The sequence below is a fragment of the Chryseobacterium caseinilyticum genome (assembly GCF_014837145.1).
GTDB lineage: Bacteria > Bacteroidota > Bacteroidia > Flavobacteriales > Weeksellaceae > Chryseobacterium > Chryseobacterium caseinilyticum.
On record NZ_JACYFS010000008.1, the window covers coordinates 112,619 to 133,305 of the forward strand.

The following is a 20,687-nucleotide window of genomic DNA, read 5'->3' on the forward strand; positions in this document are numbered from 1 at the left end:
TATATCTGTTGAAATTTTAATTGCCAAGAATTGTTTTAAGTAATTTATTGACCTCATCCACATTTTTTACCTTCTCCTTCCGCATCATGAGATTATTGCCTTCTTTTCCTGCTTTTTCTTTCAGCTGTGCCTGCGCCGGATTCTGAGTTAAATAAGAAATGATATTTCTGAATTTTTCGGTCTGATAAAATTTATCCTGCGGATTGGATGGGAAATAACCGAGGAAAACACTGTTTTTCATTACAATTTTTTCGAAACCAATTTCAGCGGCCAGCCATTTTAATGCAACACTTTTCAGAAGATTGACTACCTCTTCAGGCAGTTCACCAAACCGGTCTTTTAATTCTGCTTCAAATTTCTGCAAATCATTTTCATTATCTATTTCAGCTAATTTCTGATACAGCAACAATCTTTCTTCGGTGCTTGAAACATATGAATCAGGCAACATCAGTTCAAGATCTGTGTCGATGTTGACTTCTTTTACGGATTTAAATAATTTTTGGCGGTCTTCTTCGTTTTCAAACAAACTTCCGAATTCATCATCATCTTTCAGCTCTTCCAAAGCTTCCTGCATCATTTTCTGGTATGTTTCAAAACCCATTTCGTTGATGAATCCACTCTGCTCTCCACCCAGAAGATCGCCGGCACCACGAATTTCCAAATCCTTCATCGCAATCTGGAAACCGCTTCCCAAATCGGAAAACTGCTCAATCGCTTCCAGTCTTTTTTTGGCATCAGATGTAATCATATCTAAAGGAGGCGTGATCAAATAGCAAAATGCTTTTCTGTTGCTTCGTCCCACTCTACCTCTCATCTGGTGTACATCTGCCATCCCGAATCGCTGCGCATCATTGATGAAAATCGTGTTGGCGTTCGGTACATCCACCCCACTTTCAATGATCGTGGTTGAGACCAAAACATCATATTTTCCTTCCATGAAATCGAGAACATTCTGCTCAAGCTGTTTACCATCCATTTGCCCGTGACCCGTAATTACTTTTGCGTCCGGAACAAGCCTTTGAATTAATCCCGCAATATCTTTCAGATTTTCAACTCTGTTGTTGATGAAATAAACCTGTCCGTCACGCTGCAGTTCATAAGAAATTGCGTCTCTCAAGAGTTCTTCATCAAAACCAACCATGTGCGTTTCTACAGGCTGTCTGTTGGGTGGTGGTGTTTTTATTACGGAAAGGTCACGCGCGGCCATCAGAGAAAACTGTAATGTTCTTGGAATCGGCGTTGCAGTAAGCGTTAATGTATCGACATTTGATTTAAACAGTTTGAGTTTATCTTTTACAGCAACACCAAATTTATGTTCTTCATCAATAATTAGAAGTCCTAAATCTTTAAATTTTACCTTGTCGGAAACCAATTGATGCGTTCCGATAACGATATCCACTTTCCCTTCTTTCAGTCCTGCTAAAGTTTCAGATTTTTGTTTTGCTGTTCTGAAACGGTTCAAGTATGAAATATTCACAGGAAAATCTTTCAATCTGTCTTTAAAACTTCTGTAGTGCTGAAATGCCAAAATCGTTGTCGGAACCAAAATCGCAACCTGCTTTCCGTCTGTAGCGGCTTTGAAGGCAGCCCGAATCGCAACCTCAGTTTTACCAAAACCTACGTCTCCGCAAACCAAACGGTCCATCACGGTTTCTGCTTCCATGTCTTTTTTCACATCGATGGTCGCTTTTTCCTGATCTGGTGTATCTTCGTAAACGAAACTTGCCTCCAACTCATTCTGAAGATAAGAATCGGGCGAATAAGAGAATCCTTTGGCTGTTTTTCTCTGTGCGTATAATTTAATTAAATCAAAAGCAATCTGTTTTACCTTAGCTTTTGTTTTTTGTTTTAAAGATTTCCAGGCTGGAGAACCGAGTTTACTCAAAACAATCTCTTTTCCGTCCGGCCCGTTGTATTTCGAAATTTTATGAAGAGAATGGATGCTGACGTACAAAAGATCTCCGTTTTTATATATTAATTTGAAGCATTCCTGTACTTTTCCGTCATTGTTTACTTTTACAAGACCCATGAATTTACCGATTCCGTGGTCGATGTGGGCAATGTAATCTCCCACTTTCAAAGACATCAAATCTTTTAAAGTCAATTGCTCAGATTTAGCAAAAGAATTTTTCGTTTTGTATCGTTGGTAACGGTCAAAAATCTGATGGTCTGTATAAACTAAAATTTTATTGTCCGGATCTACAAAACCTTCGTGAAGTTCAGATTTAAAGCTTTTAAATTTAATTTCACGCTTGCCGGAATCGCCTCTTCCCAAGTCTTCAAAGATAGATTCGAGTCTCTCTTTCTGTTTGTCTCCTGAAAACGAGATCCACATATCGTAACCCGCTGTTTCCTTTGCTTCTAAATCTTCAACCAGAAGTTCAAAATTTTTGTGAAATGAAGGCTGCGATGTTTGGTTAAATTCTACAAGCGAAGTTTCGAGTCCACTTACTATTGTGGAAGAAAAATCTACTGTGCGAAACTTTTTGTATTCAAAGAAAAAGTCTTCATTTGAAATAAATAAATCCTGGGGAGAACGATGAGCAATGTCTTTGCTTAAAGTTTCATATTTCTCTAATGCTTTTTCGTAAAAACTTTTGAACTTCAGTTTTGAAGACTCGAGATTTTTAGAAATAATTAAAGTCTCCGAAGGTAAAATTTCCAACAGAGACACTTTAGTTCCTGAAACGGAAAAATTCATGTTGGAAACCAACTGAAAACTGTCTACTTTAGAGACAGAAAGTTGTGTTTCAATGTCAAAAGTTTTAATATTTTCTACTTCATTTCCAAAGAAAGTTATTCTGTAAGGTTTTTCATTGGAGTAGGAATACACATCAACAATACCACCACGAACTGAAAATTCGCCAGGCTCTGATACGAAATCGGTCTGATTAAACTGATAATGATTCAGCAGTTCATCTACAAAATCAAAATCAAGCTGATCGCCTACTTTGATATGATGAGAAATGGCTTTGAAATCTTCCTTTTTCAAAACTTTTTCAGATAAAGCTCCGGCGTAGGCAACAATCACTTTCGGATATTTGCCGGCGTTGATTTTATTTAAAACCTCGGTGCGGAGAACCAAATTGGCATTTTGGGTTTTCTCTACCTGATAAGGCTCCAGATGTGTTGCCGGAAAATAAAGCACTTTTTCTTTACCCAGAAGATCTTCCATTTCTGTATTGACATAAAGCGCATCTTCTTTGTCATCTATTATATAAAGAATCGTTTTTTTGTGAATATGAAAAAGTTCTGCTGTAAAAATGGAAGCGGCAGAACCAGCAAAACCTTTTACAGAGATGTGATTTTCTTTTTCTAAAACCGTGAAAATATCTTTTCCAAACTCGCTTTTCAACAAAGATGGGAGCAGTACTTTATCTATATTTTTTAGCTGCATAGTAATTTTAGTGTGAACGACAAAAGCGATTTCAAGAATTGTTCCTGAAACCGTAATCTGCTGCAAAAATACGCAAATTAATATTGAACAAAAATTCATCTTCACGATTTTGAGATTTAAGTATTAAAGATTACATTAGTGAAAATATTTTTTATGAATTTTAAATTTATACCTGTAATTCTCATTTTGCTCGCATTAATTTCCTGCGAAACAGATTATGTTAACAATTCGAGAGTGTTTGTGGAAGGGAAAATTACCTTTAACAATCAACCCTTTAGCAAAGCACAAGTTTCACTGGAAACTTTTTCTTACCCAATCTCAAATGCACTCACAAAAAGCGATGGGACTTTCGAAATGGGTGCACCAGATGTTGCAGAGACAGTACATCTTTATATCGGTAAAAAAATAACCAGTTTCAGTACAGATTCAGAAGATTGTATGATAGCACAAGACTCTTTATCCATTGTACTTCCGGAAAATTTTCAACACGTGAAATTCTCAAACATAATGATCAAACAATGAAAAGATTTTTACTTTCAATTGCAATTTTTTGCTTTGCTCTGTCATTCGGTCAAAAACCACAGCCATCTTTGGGAATTGATGTTGTAAGTGTAACTCCGATGGGCGACAACTATTTAAAAGACGGCGTCAAAAACTTTTTCGGCTTCGGACTGACGTTTCAAACTGTATTCAAGCGAAACATGGGATTTGGTCTGGAACTAAGCCAGGCTTTTTCTGAAGTGAAAAACAAAAGTGTTTATGGAGATTTGGAAAAACCGCAGCTCACCAATTTTTCTGCTTATTTTCTTTACAAATACCCTTTTAAAAACGGATTAAATGTGCAGGGTCAGATAGGTGCAGGAATCATGAGGCTCAGTAACCAATCTCAGTATATTGAAGATGATTACAGAGAAACTGCTGCCGGATTTTTATTAGGAAGTGAGGTTTCTTACAAATTTTCTAAGAATAAAGTTGTTGAAGTTTTTGCTTCGCCTAAAATTTATTTCTACAATTCTCAGGTTGAATTTAAAGACAGTGAGCTTAATAAATATTATTCCAGATCACAATTGCTTTACATTAATGTTGGAGTTAGGCTGAATTTAAATGAGAAATAATTTTTCTTAAGAAAATTTTAAAGAATTTCACTCCAATTTCAAGGCAAAGAAAATCTCTTTTTCTTTTTTTTGCTTCTTAAATAACTTATTTTCGGAAATTTAGTTCAACAATAGAATTAAATTAGATATTCCGCAATTATTTCTGATTATAATTTGTAATTTTACAACAAACAGTGATTTATATGTCTAAAATTTTATTCTTTCTTCTATTAATCGCCATGACTGTCTTTGTAAAAGCACAAAGCAACTTTGAGTACGAAAGAGCCTGGGGAACGTATTTTGGACCTGTCGGCGCTAAAAGTTTTTCAGGAACTTTTAATGGGAAGCAGATTTTTTTTGATTCTCAGGACAATATCTACACGAAAGGCCTGATCTACCAAAGCAGTTTTCCGGAATCTTATTTTCAGCAATTTTCACTAAATGGCGGACAAACTTTTCAAAGTGCACCGAACATTTACAGCCCTTTTAATTATACCGCAAAATTCAACAGCAACGGAACATTGCTGTATTATCATTATGATCAGCAGCAAAACAACAATCCGGGCAGTTATACAAAAGAGCTGATGTTTGTAGACCAGCTCGACAACAGATATTACCAGTACTTCCTCAATACAGCAAGCACTCCTGTGCCCATCACACCCGGAACGTGGGGAACAACAGCCACTCAGTATGTTATCTCAAAATATGACGCAAATAATAATCTTATCTGGGCGACTTATCAGCCGAGTATTTCAAGAATAATTACAGATAACAGCCAAAACGTTTATATTTCTGGCATTACGTACAACGGACAGAACGTTCCCACAACTGGAACATATCTCGATAACTTCCAGTATATGACCTCTATGGGAAATAATTATTGTGGGTTTCTTGTAAAACTTAATCCTGACGGACAGAAATTATGGGGAACATTTTACCCCGGCTACGCTTCAATGCTCAAGTTCCATAATAATTCTATTTATCTTGGTAACTCACAGGTACCTCAAACCAACCAAATCATTATACCTACAGCCGCTGCTTTTCAAACAACTCCAGTTTATTTCTCCCTAATCAAATTTAATGCAGACAATGGCACAAGAACCTGGGCAACCTACTACGCAAGTCCCACAGGAAGCAGCTCGATAAGAACAATAGAAGTTAACGAGACCGGCCTTTATGTATTGGGAGATGAAACCTACTCGAGCACTAACCCTAATCCAAATTTCTATGGGACGCCAGGAAGTCACAAACCGCAAATCACGAGTGCCATGGATCTTTTCTTAACAAAATTCGATCATTCAGGAGCACGAATCTGGAGCACCTACATTGGCGGAACAGGAACAGACTTAGCACAAAGTTCACAGCAACCGCTTGCACTATCCGGAGATAACATTTACATTTGCGCCCAAACCTGGGGAGCCAGTAATATTATTTCTACACCGCTCGTGCACCAGCAATTACCAGAGCAAAACGGCACATATTCTACCAATCATTTTTTTTCAAAATTCAATACTAACGGTGTGCTGCAATGGACTTCTTACTACGGAGGAACAAGCCAGTCAGCCGACGAGCCATGGAACATAGCCATTCATAATCAATCACTATATTTTTATGGAGACACCAGAAGCCCCAATCTGTATACAACGCCAGGAAGCTGGCAAAATCAGTATACAGATCCTTTCCCGACCGTAAATGCTCAGAAAAACAGTGCATTTTTAGTAAAATTTAATTTAAAAACTTTAGACACAAAAGATATTACGAAAGTATCACAAATTGACCTGTACGATAATCCAAACAAAGGAAACTTCAGCATTCGGGGCGAAATTTTAAGGAAAGAAAACTTGCATCTGAGCATTTTTGATTTATCAGGAAGAGTTCTTTATAAAAAAGAACTCTCAAAATCACAAAACAATGAACATCATTTAAATCTTGAACACCTGCTTCAAAATGGAAACTACATGGTAAATGTAACAGACCGAAACGGAGTTTTAATTCAGAATTTCAAGATTACTATTCAAAAGTAGATTGTCTTTAGTAGAGAATTTATTGAATATTTAAAAATTTGTACTAAAACAAAATTAAAAGACAGTAATGTTTTTACAAATTATTAAAAACACCCAATTTTCACAATTTTTCGTTAAATACACCTCACTAATTATCGTTACGGCACGTCGTTTGGAAAAGAACATAACCTAACCAAACAATTTAAGTAGTATGAAAAATTTAATGAAAATTTTCGGTGTCTTAGTGCTTGTGATGTTCACAGCAATCAGCTTATCTTCTTGCAAGGATGACGACGACCCGGCAGACAATGACTTTTTTGCGGGAACTTACAAGGGAAGTGTTTCCTTTAATGACGGAAGCACCAATATAAGCACTAATGACGGAAGTGTTTTTGTGACCAAAATTGCCAGCGGAACAAAATACAACTTTACATTCAGTAACGGAATTCCTGACTTAAACGGATTAGAGTTCCAGAAAACAGGCGACAACACTTTGGTAATGGTGGGATCAAATGCTTTGGTGTACATCAGAATTGATAACAATGATTTGAATATCGTCTACAATAAAGACGGTAAGACTTGGACTGCCGACTGTACAAGATAATTCAAAGTTTGCATTACAATTTAAACCTGTTTCTTTTTATGAGACAGGTTTATTTATTTTTAAGTTTTTATAAGTTTTAGTTAAAGTTTAATTTTAGATAAAACATTTCCAGTTTTTAACTAAATTTGGTTATCATAAAACATATCAACAATGAGAAAATTCATCACAGCACTATCTTTAATCATCGGATTAGGAGTTGCACAGGCTCAGCAGGTAACACCTGCAACCAAAGCAGCACAGAAAACCACAAAAGTTGTAAAAACAACAGAAGTAAAACCCGCAGCAAAGCCAGCGGCAAAAATGAAAAAAGACGGCACACCTGATAAAAGGTATAAAGAAAATCAAAAACTGAAAAAAGACGGTACGCCAGACAAAAGATACAAGACGAACAAATAATATCAACCATACATTGTCATTGAACAATACAATTTTACTAAGCCGGGGATTTTCTCCGGTTTTTTGTTGAAATAAAATCTTCAAAAATTATCGCTTTATTTATAAATTTGAACCATGCTAAATTTCCTGAAGAAAAATATTGCTTTAGCCTGGGCAAAACGCCACGTTTCGCAAACTGAAAATTTTAAAAACAATGCAGAAAAACTGCAGGAAGAATTATTACTATCGCTTGTAAAAACTGCTGAGAAAACACTTTTTGGGCGCAGTCATCAGTTTGAAGATATTAAAACCATCAAAGAATTTCAGGACAAAGTAAAAATCAATGATTATGAGGATCTGAAACCTTACATTGAAAAAGTTAAAAGAGGTCAACGCAGCATTCTTTGGCCTGAAACTCCCGAATATTTTGCGAAAACATCGGGCACTACGTCGGGATCGAAATATATTCCTATTTCAAAAGAAGGAATGCCTTTTCAGGTGAAGGGAGCTCAGAGTGCGCTTTTTCATTACATTGCGAAAAAAAACAATGCCGATTTCGTTAACGGAAAAATGATTTTCCTACAGGGAAGTCCTGAACTGGAAGAGGTTTTTGGAATTAAAACTGGTAGACTTTCAGGGATTGTCGCTCATCATATCCCAAATTACCTCCAAAAAAACAGATTGCCAAGTTGGGAAACCAACCTGATTGAAGACTGGGAAACAAAAGTTGATAAAATCGTGGAAGAAACAGAACACGAAAATATGACTCTGATTTCCGGAATTCCGCCCTGGCTGGTGATGTATTTTGAAAAACTGACCGAAAAGCACAGTAAAAAAATCAAGCAGCTATTCCCAAATCTTCAGCTGATTGTCACAGGTGGCGTCAACTACGAGCCTTACAAAGATAAAATGGAATTTCTTCTCGGTGGAAAAGTAGATATTGTGCAAACTTTTCCAGCCTCGGAAGGATTTTTTGCCTTTCAGGATGATTACACCAAAGACGGACTTTTACTTTTAACCAATCACGGTATTTTTTACGAATTTATTCCTTTAGAACAATATGGAAAACCTGATACAGAAAGACTGACTTTAAAGGATGTGGAACTCAATAAAGATTATGCTTTAATTTTAACCACAAATTCAGGACTTTGGGCTTATTCCATCGGCGATGTTGTGAGATTTACTGATAAAAACCCTCACAGAATTCTGGTGAGTGGAAGGACAAAGCATTTCACTTCAGCATTTGGTGAGCACGTTATTGCATTTGAAGTAGAAGAAGCCTTGAAATCTACCGTTCTGAAATATCCAGCAAAAATTACAGAATTTCATCTTGCGCCCCGAGTGAATGCCGAAAGTGAACTTCCTTATCATGAATGGTTTATAGAGTTTGAAGAAGAGCCTGCAAATTTAAATTTATTCAAAGAAGAACTTGATTTTCAGCTAAGGAACAGAAATTCGTATTACGATGATTTGATTTCCGGAAATATTTTACAGCAGCTTAAAATCTCGAAACTCAGAAAGAATGCTTTTAATGAATATGCTAAATCTCAGGGCAAACTGGGCGGACAAAACAAAATCCCGAGACTTGCCAATGACAGAAAACTGGCAGATTTACTTGAAATATATAAATTATAATCACATTTTTTCAATTCCCAAAAGATATATTCGAAAAAAATTATAAATTTGAAAAACTAAAAAATTAAAATGAGAGCATCTGTACTAATAAAATCTTCTCTGCTTACATCATTATTCGTGATTTCGTCATGTGCAACTACAAAGTATAGCGAAGATATTTCTCAAAACAATTATTCTAATCTTAAAACCGGAAAAATCTACATTGTTGAGAAAAAAGACGGTTCGCCGAAAGAAAAAATCCTTTTCAAAAACATTGTTGGCGATAACATCGTAGGTACAAAAGGTAAAAAAGACAGTACAGAAGTTACAATCCCGAAAAGTGCTGTTGCCTCTGTGAAAGACCGTTCTACAGCAAGAGTAACTGGTGGTGCAGTTGTGATCGGCGCAGCCGCAGTTGCCGCAATCGTGATCAGCTCGAACAGAGCAGATTAAAAAATGATTTAATTTTCATTAAAATAAATGATAAGTAGCTCTAAATTAATTTTTAGGGCTACTTTTGTATATGATTTCACTTTCTCCGCTGCAGACATTGAAAAATGTTGAGTTCAGAAATCTTCTTACCGGAAGATTTTTTATTGTTTTGGCTTTCAGAATGCTCGCTACATTATTAGGATGGTGGGTTTATCAGTTGACAAAAGATCCTTTTTCCATCGGACTTATCGGACTTTCTGAAGTAATTCCTGCAGTAAGTTGCGCTTTGTACGCGGGACATATAATTGACACCAACGAGAAAAAGAAACTATTACTTATTTGTACTTACGCTTACGTATTCCTGATTGGCCTTTTGTTGATTCCGGCATTCTACAGTTCTGAACTTCATTTTACAGGTCATCAGATTACCTATTTTATCTACGCTGTTATCTTTTTTACCGGAATTGCAAGGGCATTTATCGGGCCGATTGTTCCGTCGATGATTCCTAAAATTGTAAAACAAATCAATCTTCCGAATGCCATTACACTAAATCAGGCAACATTTTTGATATCATCAGTTTGCGGTCATGCAGCAGGCGGATTTTTAATTGAATTCTACGGCATTAAATGGACGGTCTTAACGGTTGTAATTCTGATTACCATTTCATCCATTTTTTTCTGGCAGCTCAACAAACAGTTTTCTGAACATAAAAAAGGAAGCGTAAAAGTGATGGAAAGCATTCGCGAAGGCGTTTCTTATATTTATAAAACTAAAGAAATTCTCGGAGCTCTATATCTGGATATGTTTGCCGTACTTTTTGGAGGAGCGGTGGCGATGATTCCCGTTTTTGCAACTGATATTTTAAAATCCGGAGCTGACGGTTTAGGTTTATTAAATGCCGCTTCAGATATTGGCTCAATGATTATTATCACGACGTTGGCTTTGGTTCCGCTTAGAAAAAATCAGGGTAAAATTTTGCTTGTTGCTGTAGCAGGGTTCGGAATTTGCATTATCGGTTTCGGACTTTCAAATTATTATTGGTTATCATTCTTATTTTTAGTCATGAGTGGTATGTTGGATGGAATCTCTGTAGTAATTCGCGGAACTATTGTACAGTTGAAAACTCCGGATCATATTCGTGGACGGGTTTTAAGTGTAAATTCAATATTTATCATGTCCAGCAACGAAATGGGACAGTTTGAAAGCGGACTTGCAGCAAAGCTTTTCGGTGCCGTAAGATCTGTAGTAATCGGAGGTAGTTTAACTGTGCTTATCGCTGTGTTAGTGGGCAGTACAAATCCAAAATTGAGAAAAATGCAATATTAAAGCGAAAAAATTATTTTTTTTCAATAGCAAGGGATTTTTATTAACAATTTCTTAAATAAACGTTTGAAAAATTTGTTCAGTACTGGCAATTTATATAAATTTGTTTTATATATACATAAAAAATGAATAAATTCCTACTCATTCTATACATATTTGCAGCATCAATAGTAGTATCGGCACAGAATACCACTGGTAAAAAGTCTGAAAACGAAATTGCGCTTATCAATGCCGCAAAAAACGCTTCAGAATACGAAACTCTGTTTGCTAAATTTTCAAAATCTACCTCTATCGAGAGATGGCAGGCGCATTATTATTCTGCAGTTGTTCAATATTTGAAAACTGAAAGTTTAATTAAAAAATCAACTCCTCAATCGCTTTTTGAATCTAATGCTTTGGCATTAAAATACGCTGGAAGCATCATCGATTCGCAGCCTGACAATGCAGATGTGAAAATTTTGGTTGGTCTGGCAAGATTACAGAGAATTCAGCTCAATAATTCACCAGACGTTCAGAAAGATAAAGAACTTATCATAAAAATCATTTCTGAAGCTGAAGCGTTATCGCCTGACAACCCGAGATTGACTGTATTGAAAGCAGGAATGGCGGCAAAATTTTCAGATTTAAACCTTAATTCTGCTCAGCTGTATGCGAAAGCCGCAAAAGATTTCGAAACAGAAACTGCTCCAAACTGGGGAAAACAGCTACTTTCTTTAACTAAATAATCTTCGGATTAACATTAATACGTTAATTAAAATGAAAAAATATTTATTAATTCTCACCCTTTTTGTTACCCAGCTGATGATGGCACAGCAAGATTGTGCAACAGCAATTCCGGTGTGCCGAAATTCCGACATTGCACTCACACCAGGAGGAATAGGAAATATTCCGGAAGCAGCATCGGGAGGTTGTCTTTTCGGAGAAAGTAATTCTCTATGGTTAACCTTTAGCATCGAGACTGCGGGTACTTTAACTTTTGTGATAACTCCTACAGGACCGGGTGCAAACAGCATTGACTATGACTGGGCATTATACGGGCCCAATCACAGCTGTGCAAACGTAAATGCAGTACCGTTGAGATGTTCATACGCTGGATCTGGAAGCGCATTCTTTCCTCTCACGGGATTGAATATGACCGCTACAGACACTACAGAAACGGCAGCGGGTGACGGTTTTGTAAAATATATTGATGTACTGCCAGGGCAGGTTTATTATTTACTGCTCAATAATTTCTCTCCTACCGTAGCTCCGTTTTCTTTATCATTCGGAGGTACAGCAACTTTGCTTACTCCTTTTGATAATAACTCTGCACAGGTTTATCAGCCCTTTCCTTTTTTAGAGCCCGGTATTAACCAGGATGGTGAAATCACAATCTGCAGCAATCCTGCAACTTTCGATTTCTCTACATTATCTGCACAGATTTTAAATAACAATACCAATTTTATTGTTAAATATTACAGAACTGCTACGGATGCATTAGATGATATCAATGCTATAACGGCACCTATTGTTGTAAATGCAGCAAATACATACACTTACGCAATATCGTATGTAGACCCTACGCAGCCAACGAGTTTCCTCAATCAATGTAGGGAATTTAATACTATTAATTTCTTAGATAAATCTTTCCAGCTGACCCCGGTTACGCTTACGGAATGTAGTAACAATAATACAGGAACAGCTACTTACGATCTTACCGCAGCGGCGATTGGTGCTACACCTAACCTTACATTACAGTATTACCCATCGATGGCAGCACTGAATGCAGGTACAAACCAGATTGCACTTCCTTATGCATACACAGCAGCAGCAGGTTCTGTTTTTGTGAAAGCAACGAATGAGTTTAATTGTGTAACGATTGTTGAAATAAAACTGGCATTCCATCCTACAGTAACGGTGACTGAGGCAACACTCAGATCGTGTTTCATTGAAACAAATCCTTCAACAGGACTTTTCAACCTTGCAAGTGCTGTGGTAAACTTAGATCCTGGAATGACTAAAGAATATTATCCGTCAGAAACAGATGCTATCAACCAGACTAATGAAATTATCAATTTCGGAACATATATCGCTCCAACAGGCTTCGTGTATGTAAGAGTAATGAACGCAAACGGTTGCTACACAGTAGCTAAAGTTACTTTAATTGTATTACCACCAGTTTATTCCACTGTTTTGGTTGACAAAGTAATCTGTATGGAAGACAAAACCACACTTGATGCAGGAACAGGCTTCAACGGATATCAGTGGAGCAACGGAGATACTACACAAACGATTTCTGGTGTGGGCGTAGGAACTTACTGGGTAAAATTACAGACAGGCGATTGCTGGACAAAACAGGAGGTGAAAATATTCCCTTCTGAACAACCGGTAGTTTCAAACATTGAAATTTCAAACAACAGCATCACGGTAATTGCAATAGGAGGAACTCCGGCATACAGCTATTCTTTAGATAACAACAACTGGCAGGATTCAAATATATTTAAAGATTTGAACAGAGGCGACCATACAGTTTACGTAAAAGATGCTTACGACTGTGAGCCAATTGTAGTAGATATCACTGTTCCAAACATCATCAATGTAATCACACCAAACGGAGATGGCGTAAATGATGTGATTGATTACTCTTCATTATCCGGCAAAAAGAATTTAATTCTGAACATCTTTGACAGATATGGAACAAAAATTCATCAGGCAGATAAAAATAATGGTTACAAATGGGACGGAACTGTTGGTGGCAAAAAAGTACCTACAGGAACTTATTGGTATTCTGTTACCTGGAATGAAAACAATAAAAACAGCACTCCTATTAAATTCTCAGGATGGGTAATGCTGAAAAACAGAGAATAATTTACCAAATCAACAAGATAAAGCCGCATTTTTTGTGCGGCTTTTATTTTCTTTTCATTATCACAACTCTTTAAGTAAAAATTAATTAACTTTGTTAAAATTTAATTTAAGATGAAAAAACTACTACTTCTTTTTATTTTAATATCATCACAACTATATTATTCGCAGTCAGACTGTGCTACTGCAATTCCAGTATGTGGGAATCTTAACATAAATTACACCCCTACGGGAAATGGAAATCAGGAACTGCCTACATCCAATGTCCCCGCATCTCTATGCCTTAAAAGTGGTGAACACTTTTCTGTTTGGTATAAATTTAAGATTGCAACACCAGGAACTTTAAATTTTGTTATTGACGCAAATGTAAACTCTGACGACTATGATTTTGCAGTTTATGGGCCAAATCCCACTTGTACACCAGCATCACTTCTTACACCAATCAGATGTAATTACGCAGGAGCTTCTCCGACAGGAAACACTGGTTTAGCGGCTCAGACAAGCACTTATTTTGAAGCTGAACTGAACGTTCTCGCTGGAGAAGAATATATATTACTGGTAGATAATTTCGTGAGTTCTGCAAACGGATTTTCTTTGTCATTTGGTGGAACAGCAACGCTATTGACTCCATTTGACAATCAATTTGCCCACACCTACCAACCAAATCCTTTTGTAGCACCATTACCTATAAAAATTTGCGAAAACCCAACTTTATTTAATTTCAATACTTTATCGCCTGGCATTATCAATGGAAATCCTAACTTTATTGTTCAGTATTATTTGAATTCGTCTAATGCACTAGATGAAGTTAGCCCGATTACTACACCTATAATGGTCAACGCAAATAATACTTATTTTTATGCAATCAGTTATATTGACCCAGTAAGCCCTACAAGCTTCCTTAATCAGTGTAGAGAATTTGGTACGGTAAATTTTATAGACAGATCATTTAAGCTGAGTAATGCAACACTTACCGAATGTAACAATAATAATATAGGAACTGCGACATACAACCTCACAGCAGCAGCAATAAATCCAACATCGATCCCAAATCTTACGATCAAATATTATGCTTCGATGGCAGATCTAAATAATAATATTCCTATTACAAATGCAGGAAATTATGTTTCTGCAGAAAAAACTGTTTATGCAAAAGCCGTAAATCAGTATGACTGTTCGTTCATCGCACAGATTCAACTTAAATTTTATCCAACTATCATCCTTACACAAGCAAAATTAGAATCTTGCTTTATTGAAAATGACGTTACAAAAGCGAAGTTCGATCTAACTTCTGCTATGGTTACATCAATGTCGCCAGTTACTAAAAAGTTTTATCGAACTTTAGCAGATGCAACTAATGGTGTAAACGAGATTATTCCGGCAAACAACTATATTACAATAAGTACAGATGTATATGTAAGAGTATTTGACGGTAATGGATGCTGGGCAATTACAAAAATCACGCTGGTTGTACTACCACCTGTAAAATCTGCTGTTCTTAAGGACAAAACCATCTGTATGGAAGACAGAACCACTTTAGATGCCGGCCCTGGTTTCCTAAGCTATGAATGGAGTACAGGTGCCACTACACAAAGTATTACGGGGGTTGCTGTAGGAGCTTATTGGGTAAAACTTCAGACGGGAAAATGTTATACTATACAAAATGTGAATGTTTACGCAAGCGATCAGCCTGTAGTATCATCGCTGGATATTGCTAATAATACTGTCACTATAACTGCAAACGGTGGAGTTCCTGCTTACCAGTACTCAATTAATGGTACAAACTGGCAAGCCTCAAATGTTTTCACAGGACTGCCTCGAGGTGAAAATACATTTTATGTAAAAGATTCTTACGATTGCGATCCTGTAATTGTTACAGTTACAGTTCCTAATTTAGTGAATGCAATTACACCAAACGGAGATAATGTAAATGATGTGGTAGACTACACGGCATTAGCTTACAAAAAGAATTTAATCTTTACAGTTTACAACAGATACGGAAACAAAATCTATGAAGCTGATAAAATCCGAAACTACAAATGGGACGGAACTTCGGGAGGCAAAAAAATTCCTACAGGAACCTACTGGTACAGCATTACATGGACTGAGGATAATAAAAGCAAGACCCAAATCAAATACGACGGGTGGATTCTTGTAAAAAACAGAGAATAAATTCCTATAAATAAATTTTAAAATCACCTTCAAACTCTGAAGGTGATTTTTTTTATTAACACCAAAAACACGACAACAAAAGACTTTATGAATATTATCATTGCAAATTGGGGATTAGTATTTATTATTTCATTGCTAAAAAAATTATCTTTGCACCATGGCGCAGAAAGAAACATTATCATCACTTACCCAGGGCAACTTTGCCAGAGAGCTTTCCATTTCAGATGGGAAAATGCCTCCCAATGCAATAGAATTTGAGAGATTGGTAATCGGAACTTTTCTTATTGATAAAAAAGGATTAGATCATTCTATAGATCTTCTGACGCCGGATGTTTTCTACGATCCCAGACATCAGGTAATCTTCAGAGCTATTTTAAAACTTTATGAAGGTAACCATCCTGTTGACATCATGACCGTTATTCAGGAACTTAAAAAAGAAGAAAAACTGAATCTGGCAGGTGGTGATCATTATATCATCGAACTTACGATGGGAGTAAGTTCAAGCGCGCACATCGAATATCACGTAAGAGTAATTCTTGAAAAATATATTCTCCGAAGCCTTATTAATGTTTCAGCCAATGTTATCGATTCCTCATACAAAGAATCTACCGATGTTTTCGAACTTTTAGATAAAGCAGAACAGTCATTTTTTGAAATTACTAATGGTACCATTAAAAAAGGATTTGATACGGCGAACTCTTTAGTGAAACAGGCGATTGAAACCATTAAATCTTTAAAAGACAAAGAGGGACTTTCAGGTGTGCCTTCAGGTTTCCGGGATATTGATAAAGAAACTGGAGGCTGGCAGAATTCTGACCTTATTATCATTGCGGCGCGTCCGGCAATGGGAAAAACAGCCTTTATTCTTTCCATGGCAAGAAATATTGCGGTAGGTCATAAAATTCCGATGGCATTATTCTCTCTTGAGATGGCGTCCGTACAGTTAATCACCAGGATGATTGCCTCAGAAACCAGAATTTCATCTGAAAAATTAAGAAAAGGAACACTTGATGATGAGGAATGGCAGAGATTATTCTCTAACGTTTCTGAACTTGAAAATGCACCGCTTTACATAGACGAAACCCCATCACTTTCTATATTCGATTTCCGTGCAAAATGCCGGAGACTGGTAATGCAGCATGGCGTAAAGATGGTGATGGTCGATTATCTTCAGCTGATGACCGCCGGTGGAGGCAGCGGAAAAGGAAGTGGAAACCGTGAGCAGGAAATCTCAATGATTTCCCGATCTTTAAAAGCCATCGCAAAAGAACTCAACATACCGGTAATTGCACTTTCCCAGCTTTCAAGAAGTGTGGAAACACGTCCTGGGAAAAGACCTCAGCTTTCAGATTTGAGAGAATCCGGTGCTATTGAGCAGGATGCAGATATCGTATCTTTCATTTTCAGACCGGAGTATTACAAAATTACAACCTGGGATAATGATGAGGAAGGCGCAGAGACCTCAACCGAAAATCAGGCGGAATTGATCATTGCGAAACACAGAAACGGTGCCACGGCAGACGTAAGATTGTCGTTCCTGAAGCATTTTGCAAAATTTGGGGATGTGGAAGAAGCGTTCAATATGCATGCAGGAGGTAATTTTAATGAACCAAGCGGTTTCGAAAAAATCAAAACCACTATTCAGCCGGGTGCAGCATTTGATTTACCAGATAATTCCAAACTTTCAGGTTCTTCAATGAATGATTTTGATGATGAAGAAGATTTTCCTTTTTAAATCTAATTTAAAATTAATCCAAAATTGAAAATCAAACTCATAACTTTCAACCTCAACCTTATCCTTAACCTCAACCTAATACTTTGAGAATCGAAATTTACACCGACGGTGCATGCAGTGGAAACCCCGGAAGAGGAGGTTACGGAATTGTAATGCGAGTTCCTGAAAAAAACTACCAGAAAACTTTCTCCAAAGGTTTCAGAAAAACCACCAACAACAGGATGGAGCTTCTTGCGGTAATTGTTGCGCTGGAAAAACTAAAGTCAGCAGATAACGATATTCATATCTTCACAGACAGCAAATATGTTTCTGATGCCATCAATCAAAACTGGATTTCAGGTTGGGTAAAACGGGGATGGAAAAATGTAAAAAACCCTGATCTTTGGAAAAGAATGATTCCGCTTTACAATACTTATCAGCCAAAATTCCACTGGATTAAAGGCCATGCGGGACATTTTGAAAACGAACTGTGCGATAAACTTGCTGTAGCGGCGGCTGCAGGAACTAATCTTGAGATAGATATAAATTTTGAGAATCCCGAAAACGGCGGTCTTTTTAAAATTTAAATCATATTGATTTACAGTAATTTAGACAAATAATATAATTTTCACTATTTTTAATGAATCAAAATGAAAAAATAGATTGTTATTCAATTCACTATCATCTTTATTATTTTTTGAAGGATAATCATCAATTATCATAAAATTAATAATATATTTTCATTATATAGACTTTTTATTTATATCTTTACGGCTCAATTCCAAAGTTCCCTTGTATATGAATAAAAATCTATTGTCTTATATAGCACTTTTTCTCATTTGTTTCAGTGCGTTATTCAAATCCCAAACATATCAGCTAATCGGAAACCCTGTTGTAACAACAGGATGGACAATGGTAGCACCTACTACAACGGCAGTGAATGGTACTGATGCGTTTGTACAAATTACACCGGACACCAATAATCAATCGGGCTCAATTAGGCTAAATGATCCTATCAACCTTAAATTTTGTGATAAATGGAGAGTTGAATTTGACTTCAGAATGGATTCCAACCAAACCGCAAATGGTGACGGACTTGCTTTCTGGTATCTTCAAAACCCGCCCGTAGCGAGTGTTTTAGGTTCAGGATTAGGTGTTTCGCAAAATGCAGTAGGATTGATTGTAGGTTTTGACACTTACAATAACACCACAACAGCTGTGATGAGTAAGGTTCACGTGGCTTACGGACAGGTTGCCAACACCACCGACCAGAACAATGTGGAATATTTTAACGTTGCGGGTAGTTCATTCCACTCACCGGATCTCAATACAACATTGCCTTTTCAGGGAACAACTTACAAGCATGTAGAAGTAACTGCCGAAGTAAGCACCGCAAGCCCGACGGGATGGACGATTCAGATTAAAATTGACAATACAGTAATCTGTAACCAGCCTTTTGTACCATCGGGAACAGCAGCAGCAATGACGCAGGGATATTTTGGATTTTCAGCGTCAACCGGAGGAAACAGATCGAGACATTCTATTAAAAATGTAAAAATTTATACCGATAAAGTTCCTATTCTTCAGCCTACAATTTCACAATCCAACTGCCCGAATCCAACGACTGGTTTTGCAACAGTGAATTTAACATCATTCAACAATCAGTTTGTAGCTAACCCAGCCAACTTTACTTTTACTTATTTCGTTCAGGGAAATCCTACTCCTATTGCAACTCCGGCAACATTTCAGTACAATGCTGCTACAACCATTATTGTTCGTGTAAAGGATAACGCAGGTTTGCTTTGCGACAATGCCGACGGAAGAATCCAGCTGGCTTTAGGTGATTTTACCGCAAGTAACGTCACGTTGACGACGTGTAATAATAATTACGCAACAACAGCTACGTTTAATCTTACATCAGCTGCAGTCACTTCCACTCCCGGAGCAATAAAAAAATACTATAAAACTCTTCAGGATCTGAATAACAATGTAAACGAAATCACAAACCCAGCTTCTTATGTTTCTGCCCCAGGGAAAGTTTATGTAAAAGTAACTACCCCACAAGGCTGCACCGGAAATGCTGAAATCACATTAGCCTTCTTCCCTCTTCCGACAGCTACAGATGCAACTTTGCAGACGTGCTTTAAAACCGAAGTTGGTTTAATGGGAACATTTGACCTTACCACAGCAAACGTTTCTTCAGGAGTGGGAATTACAAAAGTTTATTTTACAACATTAGAAAATGCTTTAAATAATACCAATCCTATTGCTGACCCTACCACTCACAATGCATCGAACTCTGTAGTTTATGTAAAAATAACAGGTACGAATTCTTGCTGGGTTATCAGAAAAATTACATTAGTAGTAATACCACCTACAAGATCTGCAGTTCTAAAAGATAAAATCATCTGTATGGAAGACCGCACTACTTTAGATGCGGGACCCGGTTTTGTAAGTTATGAATGGAGCACTGGCGCAACAACACAATCCATTACAGGAGTTCCTGTGGGGAGCTATTGGGTTAGACTTCAGACCGGAGCATGCTTTACCATGCAGTTTGTTTCTGTGAGAGCTGCCGGAAATCCTACAATTTCAAGTTTAGATATTACAAATAATACAATTACAGTAAATGTATCTGGCGGAACTCCGGCTTATCAGTATTCTTTAAATGGTACGACATGGCAGACGTCAAATGTATTTACGGGATTACCAAGAGGTGAAAACAAGATATTTGTGAAAGATTCTTACAATTGCGAACCGATTCAGATTCAGGTGACTGTCCCAAACCTGCTTAATGCCATCACTCCTAACGGTGACAATGTAAATGATGTGATTGATTACACTGCGCTTGCCTACAAAAAGAATCTTGTCTTTATAGTTTATGACAGATATGGCAACAAAAAATATGAGGCCGACAAAATCAGAAACTACAAGTGGGACGGAACTTCCGGCAATAAAAAACTTCCTACAGGAACATATTGGTACACCATCTCTTGGAACGAAAACGACAAAAATAACACACAGACTGTTTACAACGGCTGGGTTTTATTAAAGAACAGGGAGTAATCCCTAAAAAAATCACTTCTTAATGTAAGGAGTGATTTTTATTACCGC

General features: G+C 37.0%; 15 protein-coding genes. 14 read left to right on the plus strand and 1 reads right to left on the minus strand.

Annotation, left to right across the window (positions count from 1 at the left end):
- Nucleotides 1-16: 16 nt before the first annotated feature.
- Entirely contained in the window at nt 17-3,397 is a 3,381-nt protein-coding gene (mfd, locus tag IC610_RS18200; RefSeq protein ID WP_191738147.1) for a transcription-repair coupling factor, read from the minus strand.
- A 153-nt stretch (nt 3,398-3,550) separates the two neighbouring features.
- Between mfd and IC610_RS18205 the strand changes: the two genes are divergently transcribed.
- The 14 genes from IC610_RS18205 (at nt 3,551) to IC610_RS18270 (ending at nt 20,639) form a co-directional block, all read left to right on the plus strand.
- Nucleotides 3,551-3,919 carry a hypothetical protein gene (locus IC610_RS18205; RefSeq protein ID WP_191738115.1) on the plus strand — a complete coding sequence of 123 codons (369 nt, stop codon included), beginning with the start codon at nt 3,551-3,553 and terminating at the stop codon, nt 3,917-3,919.
- The gene (locus tag IC610_RS18210; RefSeq protein ID WP_191738116.1) at nt 3,916-4,512 is read left to right on the plus strand and encodes an outer membrane beta-barrel protein; all 597 of its coding nucleotides are present in this window, start codon (nt 3,916-3,918) and stop codon (nt 4,510-4,512) included. The genes IC610_RS18205 and IC610_RS18210 overlap by 4 nt, the downstream gene beginning before the upstream one ends.
- A 182-nt stretch (nt 4,513-4,694) precedes the next feature.
- A complete protein-coding gene (locus IC610_RS18215; RefSeq protein ID WP_191738117.1) occupies nt 4,695-6,515 on the plus strand; it encodes a T9SS type A sorting domain-containing protein in 1,821 nt (606 codons plus the stop codon).
- A 190-nt stretch (nt 6,516-6,705) separates the two neighbouring features.
- Nucleotides 6,706-7,098 carry a hypothetical protein gene (locus IC610_RS18220; RefSeq protein ID WP_191738118.1) on the plus strand — a complete coding sequence of 131 codons (393 nt, stop codon included), beginning with the start codon at nt 6,706-6,708 and terminating at the stop codon, nt 7,096-7,098.
- 150 nt (nt 7,099-7,248) lie between these two features.
- Nucleotides 7,249-7,494, plus strand: a complete 246-nt coding sequence (locus IC610_RS18225; protein ID WP_191738119.1) for a hypothetical protein — start codon at nt 7,249-7,251, stop codon at nt 7,492-7,494.
- A 114-nt stretch (nt 7,495-7,608) separates the two neighbouring features.
- A complete protein-coding gene (locus IC610_RS18230) occupies nt 7,609-9,108 on the plus strand; it encodes a GH3 auxin-responsive promoter family protein (RefSeq protein ID WP_191738120.1) in 1,500 nt (499 codons plus the stop codon).
- 69 nt (nt 9,109-9,177) lie between these two features.
- On the plus strand, nt 9,178-9,540 hold the full coding sequence (locus tag IC610_RS18235) for a hypothetical protein (RefSeq protein ID WP_191738121.1): 363 nt from the start codon (nt 9,178-9,180) through the stop codon (nt 9,538-9,540).
- 70 nt (nt 9,541-9,610) lie between these two features.
- The gene (locus tag IC610_RS18240; protein ID WP_191738122.1) at nt 9,611-10,846 is read left to right on the plus strand and encodes an MFS transporter; all 1,236 of its coding nucleotides are present in this window, start codon (nt 9,611-9,613) and stop codon (nt 10,844-10,846) included.
- Nucleotides 10,847-10,968: 122 nt separating this feature from the next.
- Nucleotides 10,969-11,568 carry a hypothetical protein gene (locus tag IC610_RS18245; RefSeq protein WP_191738123.1) on the plus strand — a complete coding sequence of 200 codons (600 nt, stop codon included), beginning with the start codon at nt 10,969-10,971 and terminating at the stop codon, nt 11,566-11,568.
- A gap of 31 nt (nt 11,569-11,599) precedes the next feature.
- Nucleotides 11,600-13,690 (plus strand): T9SS type B sorting domain-containing protein, encoded by a 2,091-nt coding sequence (locus IC610_RS18250; protein WP_191738124.1) that lies wholly within the window; start codon nt 11,600-11,602, stop codon nt 13,688-13,690.
- A gap of 111 nt (nt 13,691-13,801) precedes the next feature.
- A complete protein-coding gene (locus IC610_RS18255) occupies nt 13,802-15,859 on the plus strand; it encodes a T9SS type B sorting domain-containing protein (protein ID WP_191738125.1) in 2,058 nt (685 codons plus the stop codon).
- Between the two features lie 157 nt (nt 15,860-16,016).
- The gene (dnaB, locus tag IC610_RS18260) at nt 16,017-17,594 is read left to right on the plus strand and encodes a replicative DNA helicase (protein WP_191738126.1); all 1,578 of its coding nucleotides are present in this window, start codon (nt 16,017-16,019) and stop codon (nt 17,592-17,594) included.
- Between the two features lie 83 nt (nt 17,595-17,677).
- A complete protein-coding gene (gene rnhA, locus IC610_RS18265; RefSeq protein WP_191738127.1) occupies nt 17,678-18,160 on the plus strand; it encodes a ribonuclease HI in 483 nt (160 codons plus the stop codon).
- A 211-nt stretch (nt 18,161-18,371) separates the two neighbouring features.
- Entirely contained in the window at nt 18,372-20,639 is a 2,268-nt protein-coding gene (locus tag IC610_RS18270; protein WP_191738128.1) for a T9SS type B sorting domain-containing protein, read from the plus strand.
- Nucleotides 20,640-20,687: the final 48 nt, after the last annotated feature.

Coding starts and splice junctions, on each gene's coding strand:
- mfd (WP_191738147.1), bottom strand. CDS start 3,397: ATGCAGCTAAAAAATATAGATAAAGTACTGCTCCCATCTTTGTTGAAA.
- IC610_RS18205 (WP_191738115.1), top strand. CDS start 3,551: ATGAATTTTAAATTTATACCTGTAATTCTCATTTTGCTCGCATTAATT.
- IC610_RS18210 (WP_191738116.1), top strand. CDS start 3,916: ATGAAAAGATTTTTACTTTCAATTGCAATTTTTTGCTTTGCTCTGTCA.
- IC610_RS18215 (WP_191738117.1), top strand. CDS start 4,695: ATGTCTAAAATTTTATTCTTTCTTCTATTAATCGCCATGACTGTCTTT.
- IC610_RS18220 (WP_191738118.1), top strand. CDS start 6,706: ATGAAAAATTTAATGAAAATTTTCGGTGTCTTAGTGCTTGTGATGTTC.
- IC610_RS18225 (WP_191738119.1), top strand. CDS start 7,249: ATGAGAAAATTCATCACAGCACTATCTTTAATCATCGGATTAGGAGTT.
- IC610_RS18230 (WP_191738120.1), top strand. CDS start 7,609: ATGCTAAATTTCCTGAAGAAAAATATTGCTTTAGCCTGGGCAAAACGC.
- IC610_RS18235 (WP_191738121.1), top strand. CDS start 9,178: ATGAGAGCATCTGTACTAATAAAATCTTCTCTGCTTACATCATTATTC.
- IC610_RS18240 (WP_191738122.1), top strand. CDS start 9,611: ATGATTTCACTTTCTCCGCTGCAGACATTGAAAAATGTTGAGTTCAGA.
- IC610_RS18245 (WP_191738123.1), top strand. CDS start 10,969: ATGAATAAATTCCTACTCATTCTATACATATTTGCAGCATCAATAGTA.
- IC610_RS18250 (WP_191738124.1), top strand. CDS start 11,600: ATGAAAAAATATTTATTAATTCTCACCCTTTTTGTTACCCAGCTGATG.
- IC610_RS18255 (WP_191738125.1), top strand. CDS start 13,802: ATGAAAAAACTACTACTTCTTTTTATTTTAATATCATCACAACTATAT.
- dnaB (WP_191738126.1), top strand. CDS start 16,017: ATGGCGCAGAAAGAAACATTATCATCACTTACCCAGGGCAACTTTGCC.
- IC610_RS18270 (WP_191738128.1), top strand. CDS start 18,372: ATGAATAAAAATCTATTGTCTTATATAGCACTTTTTCTCATTTGTTTC.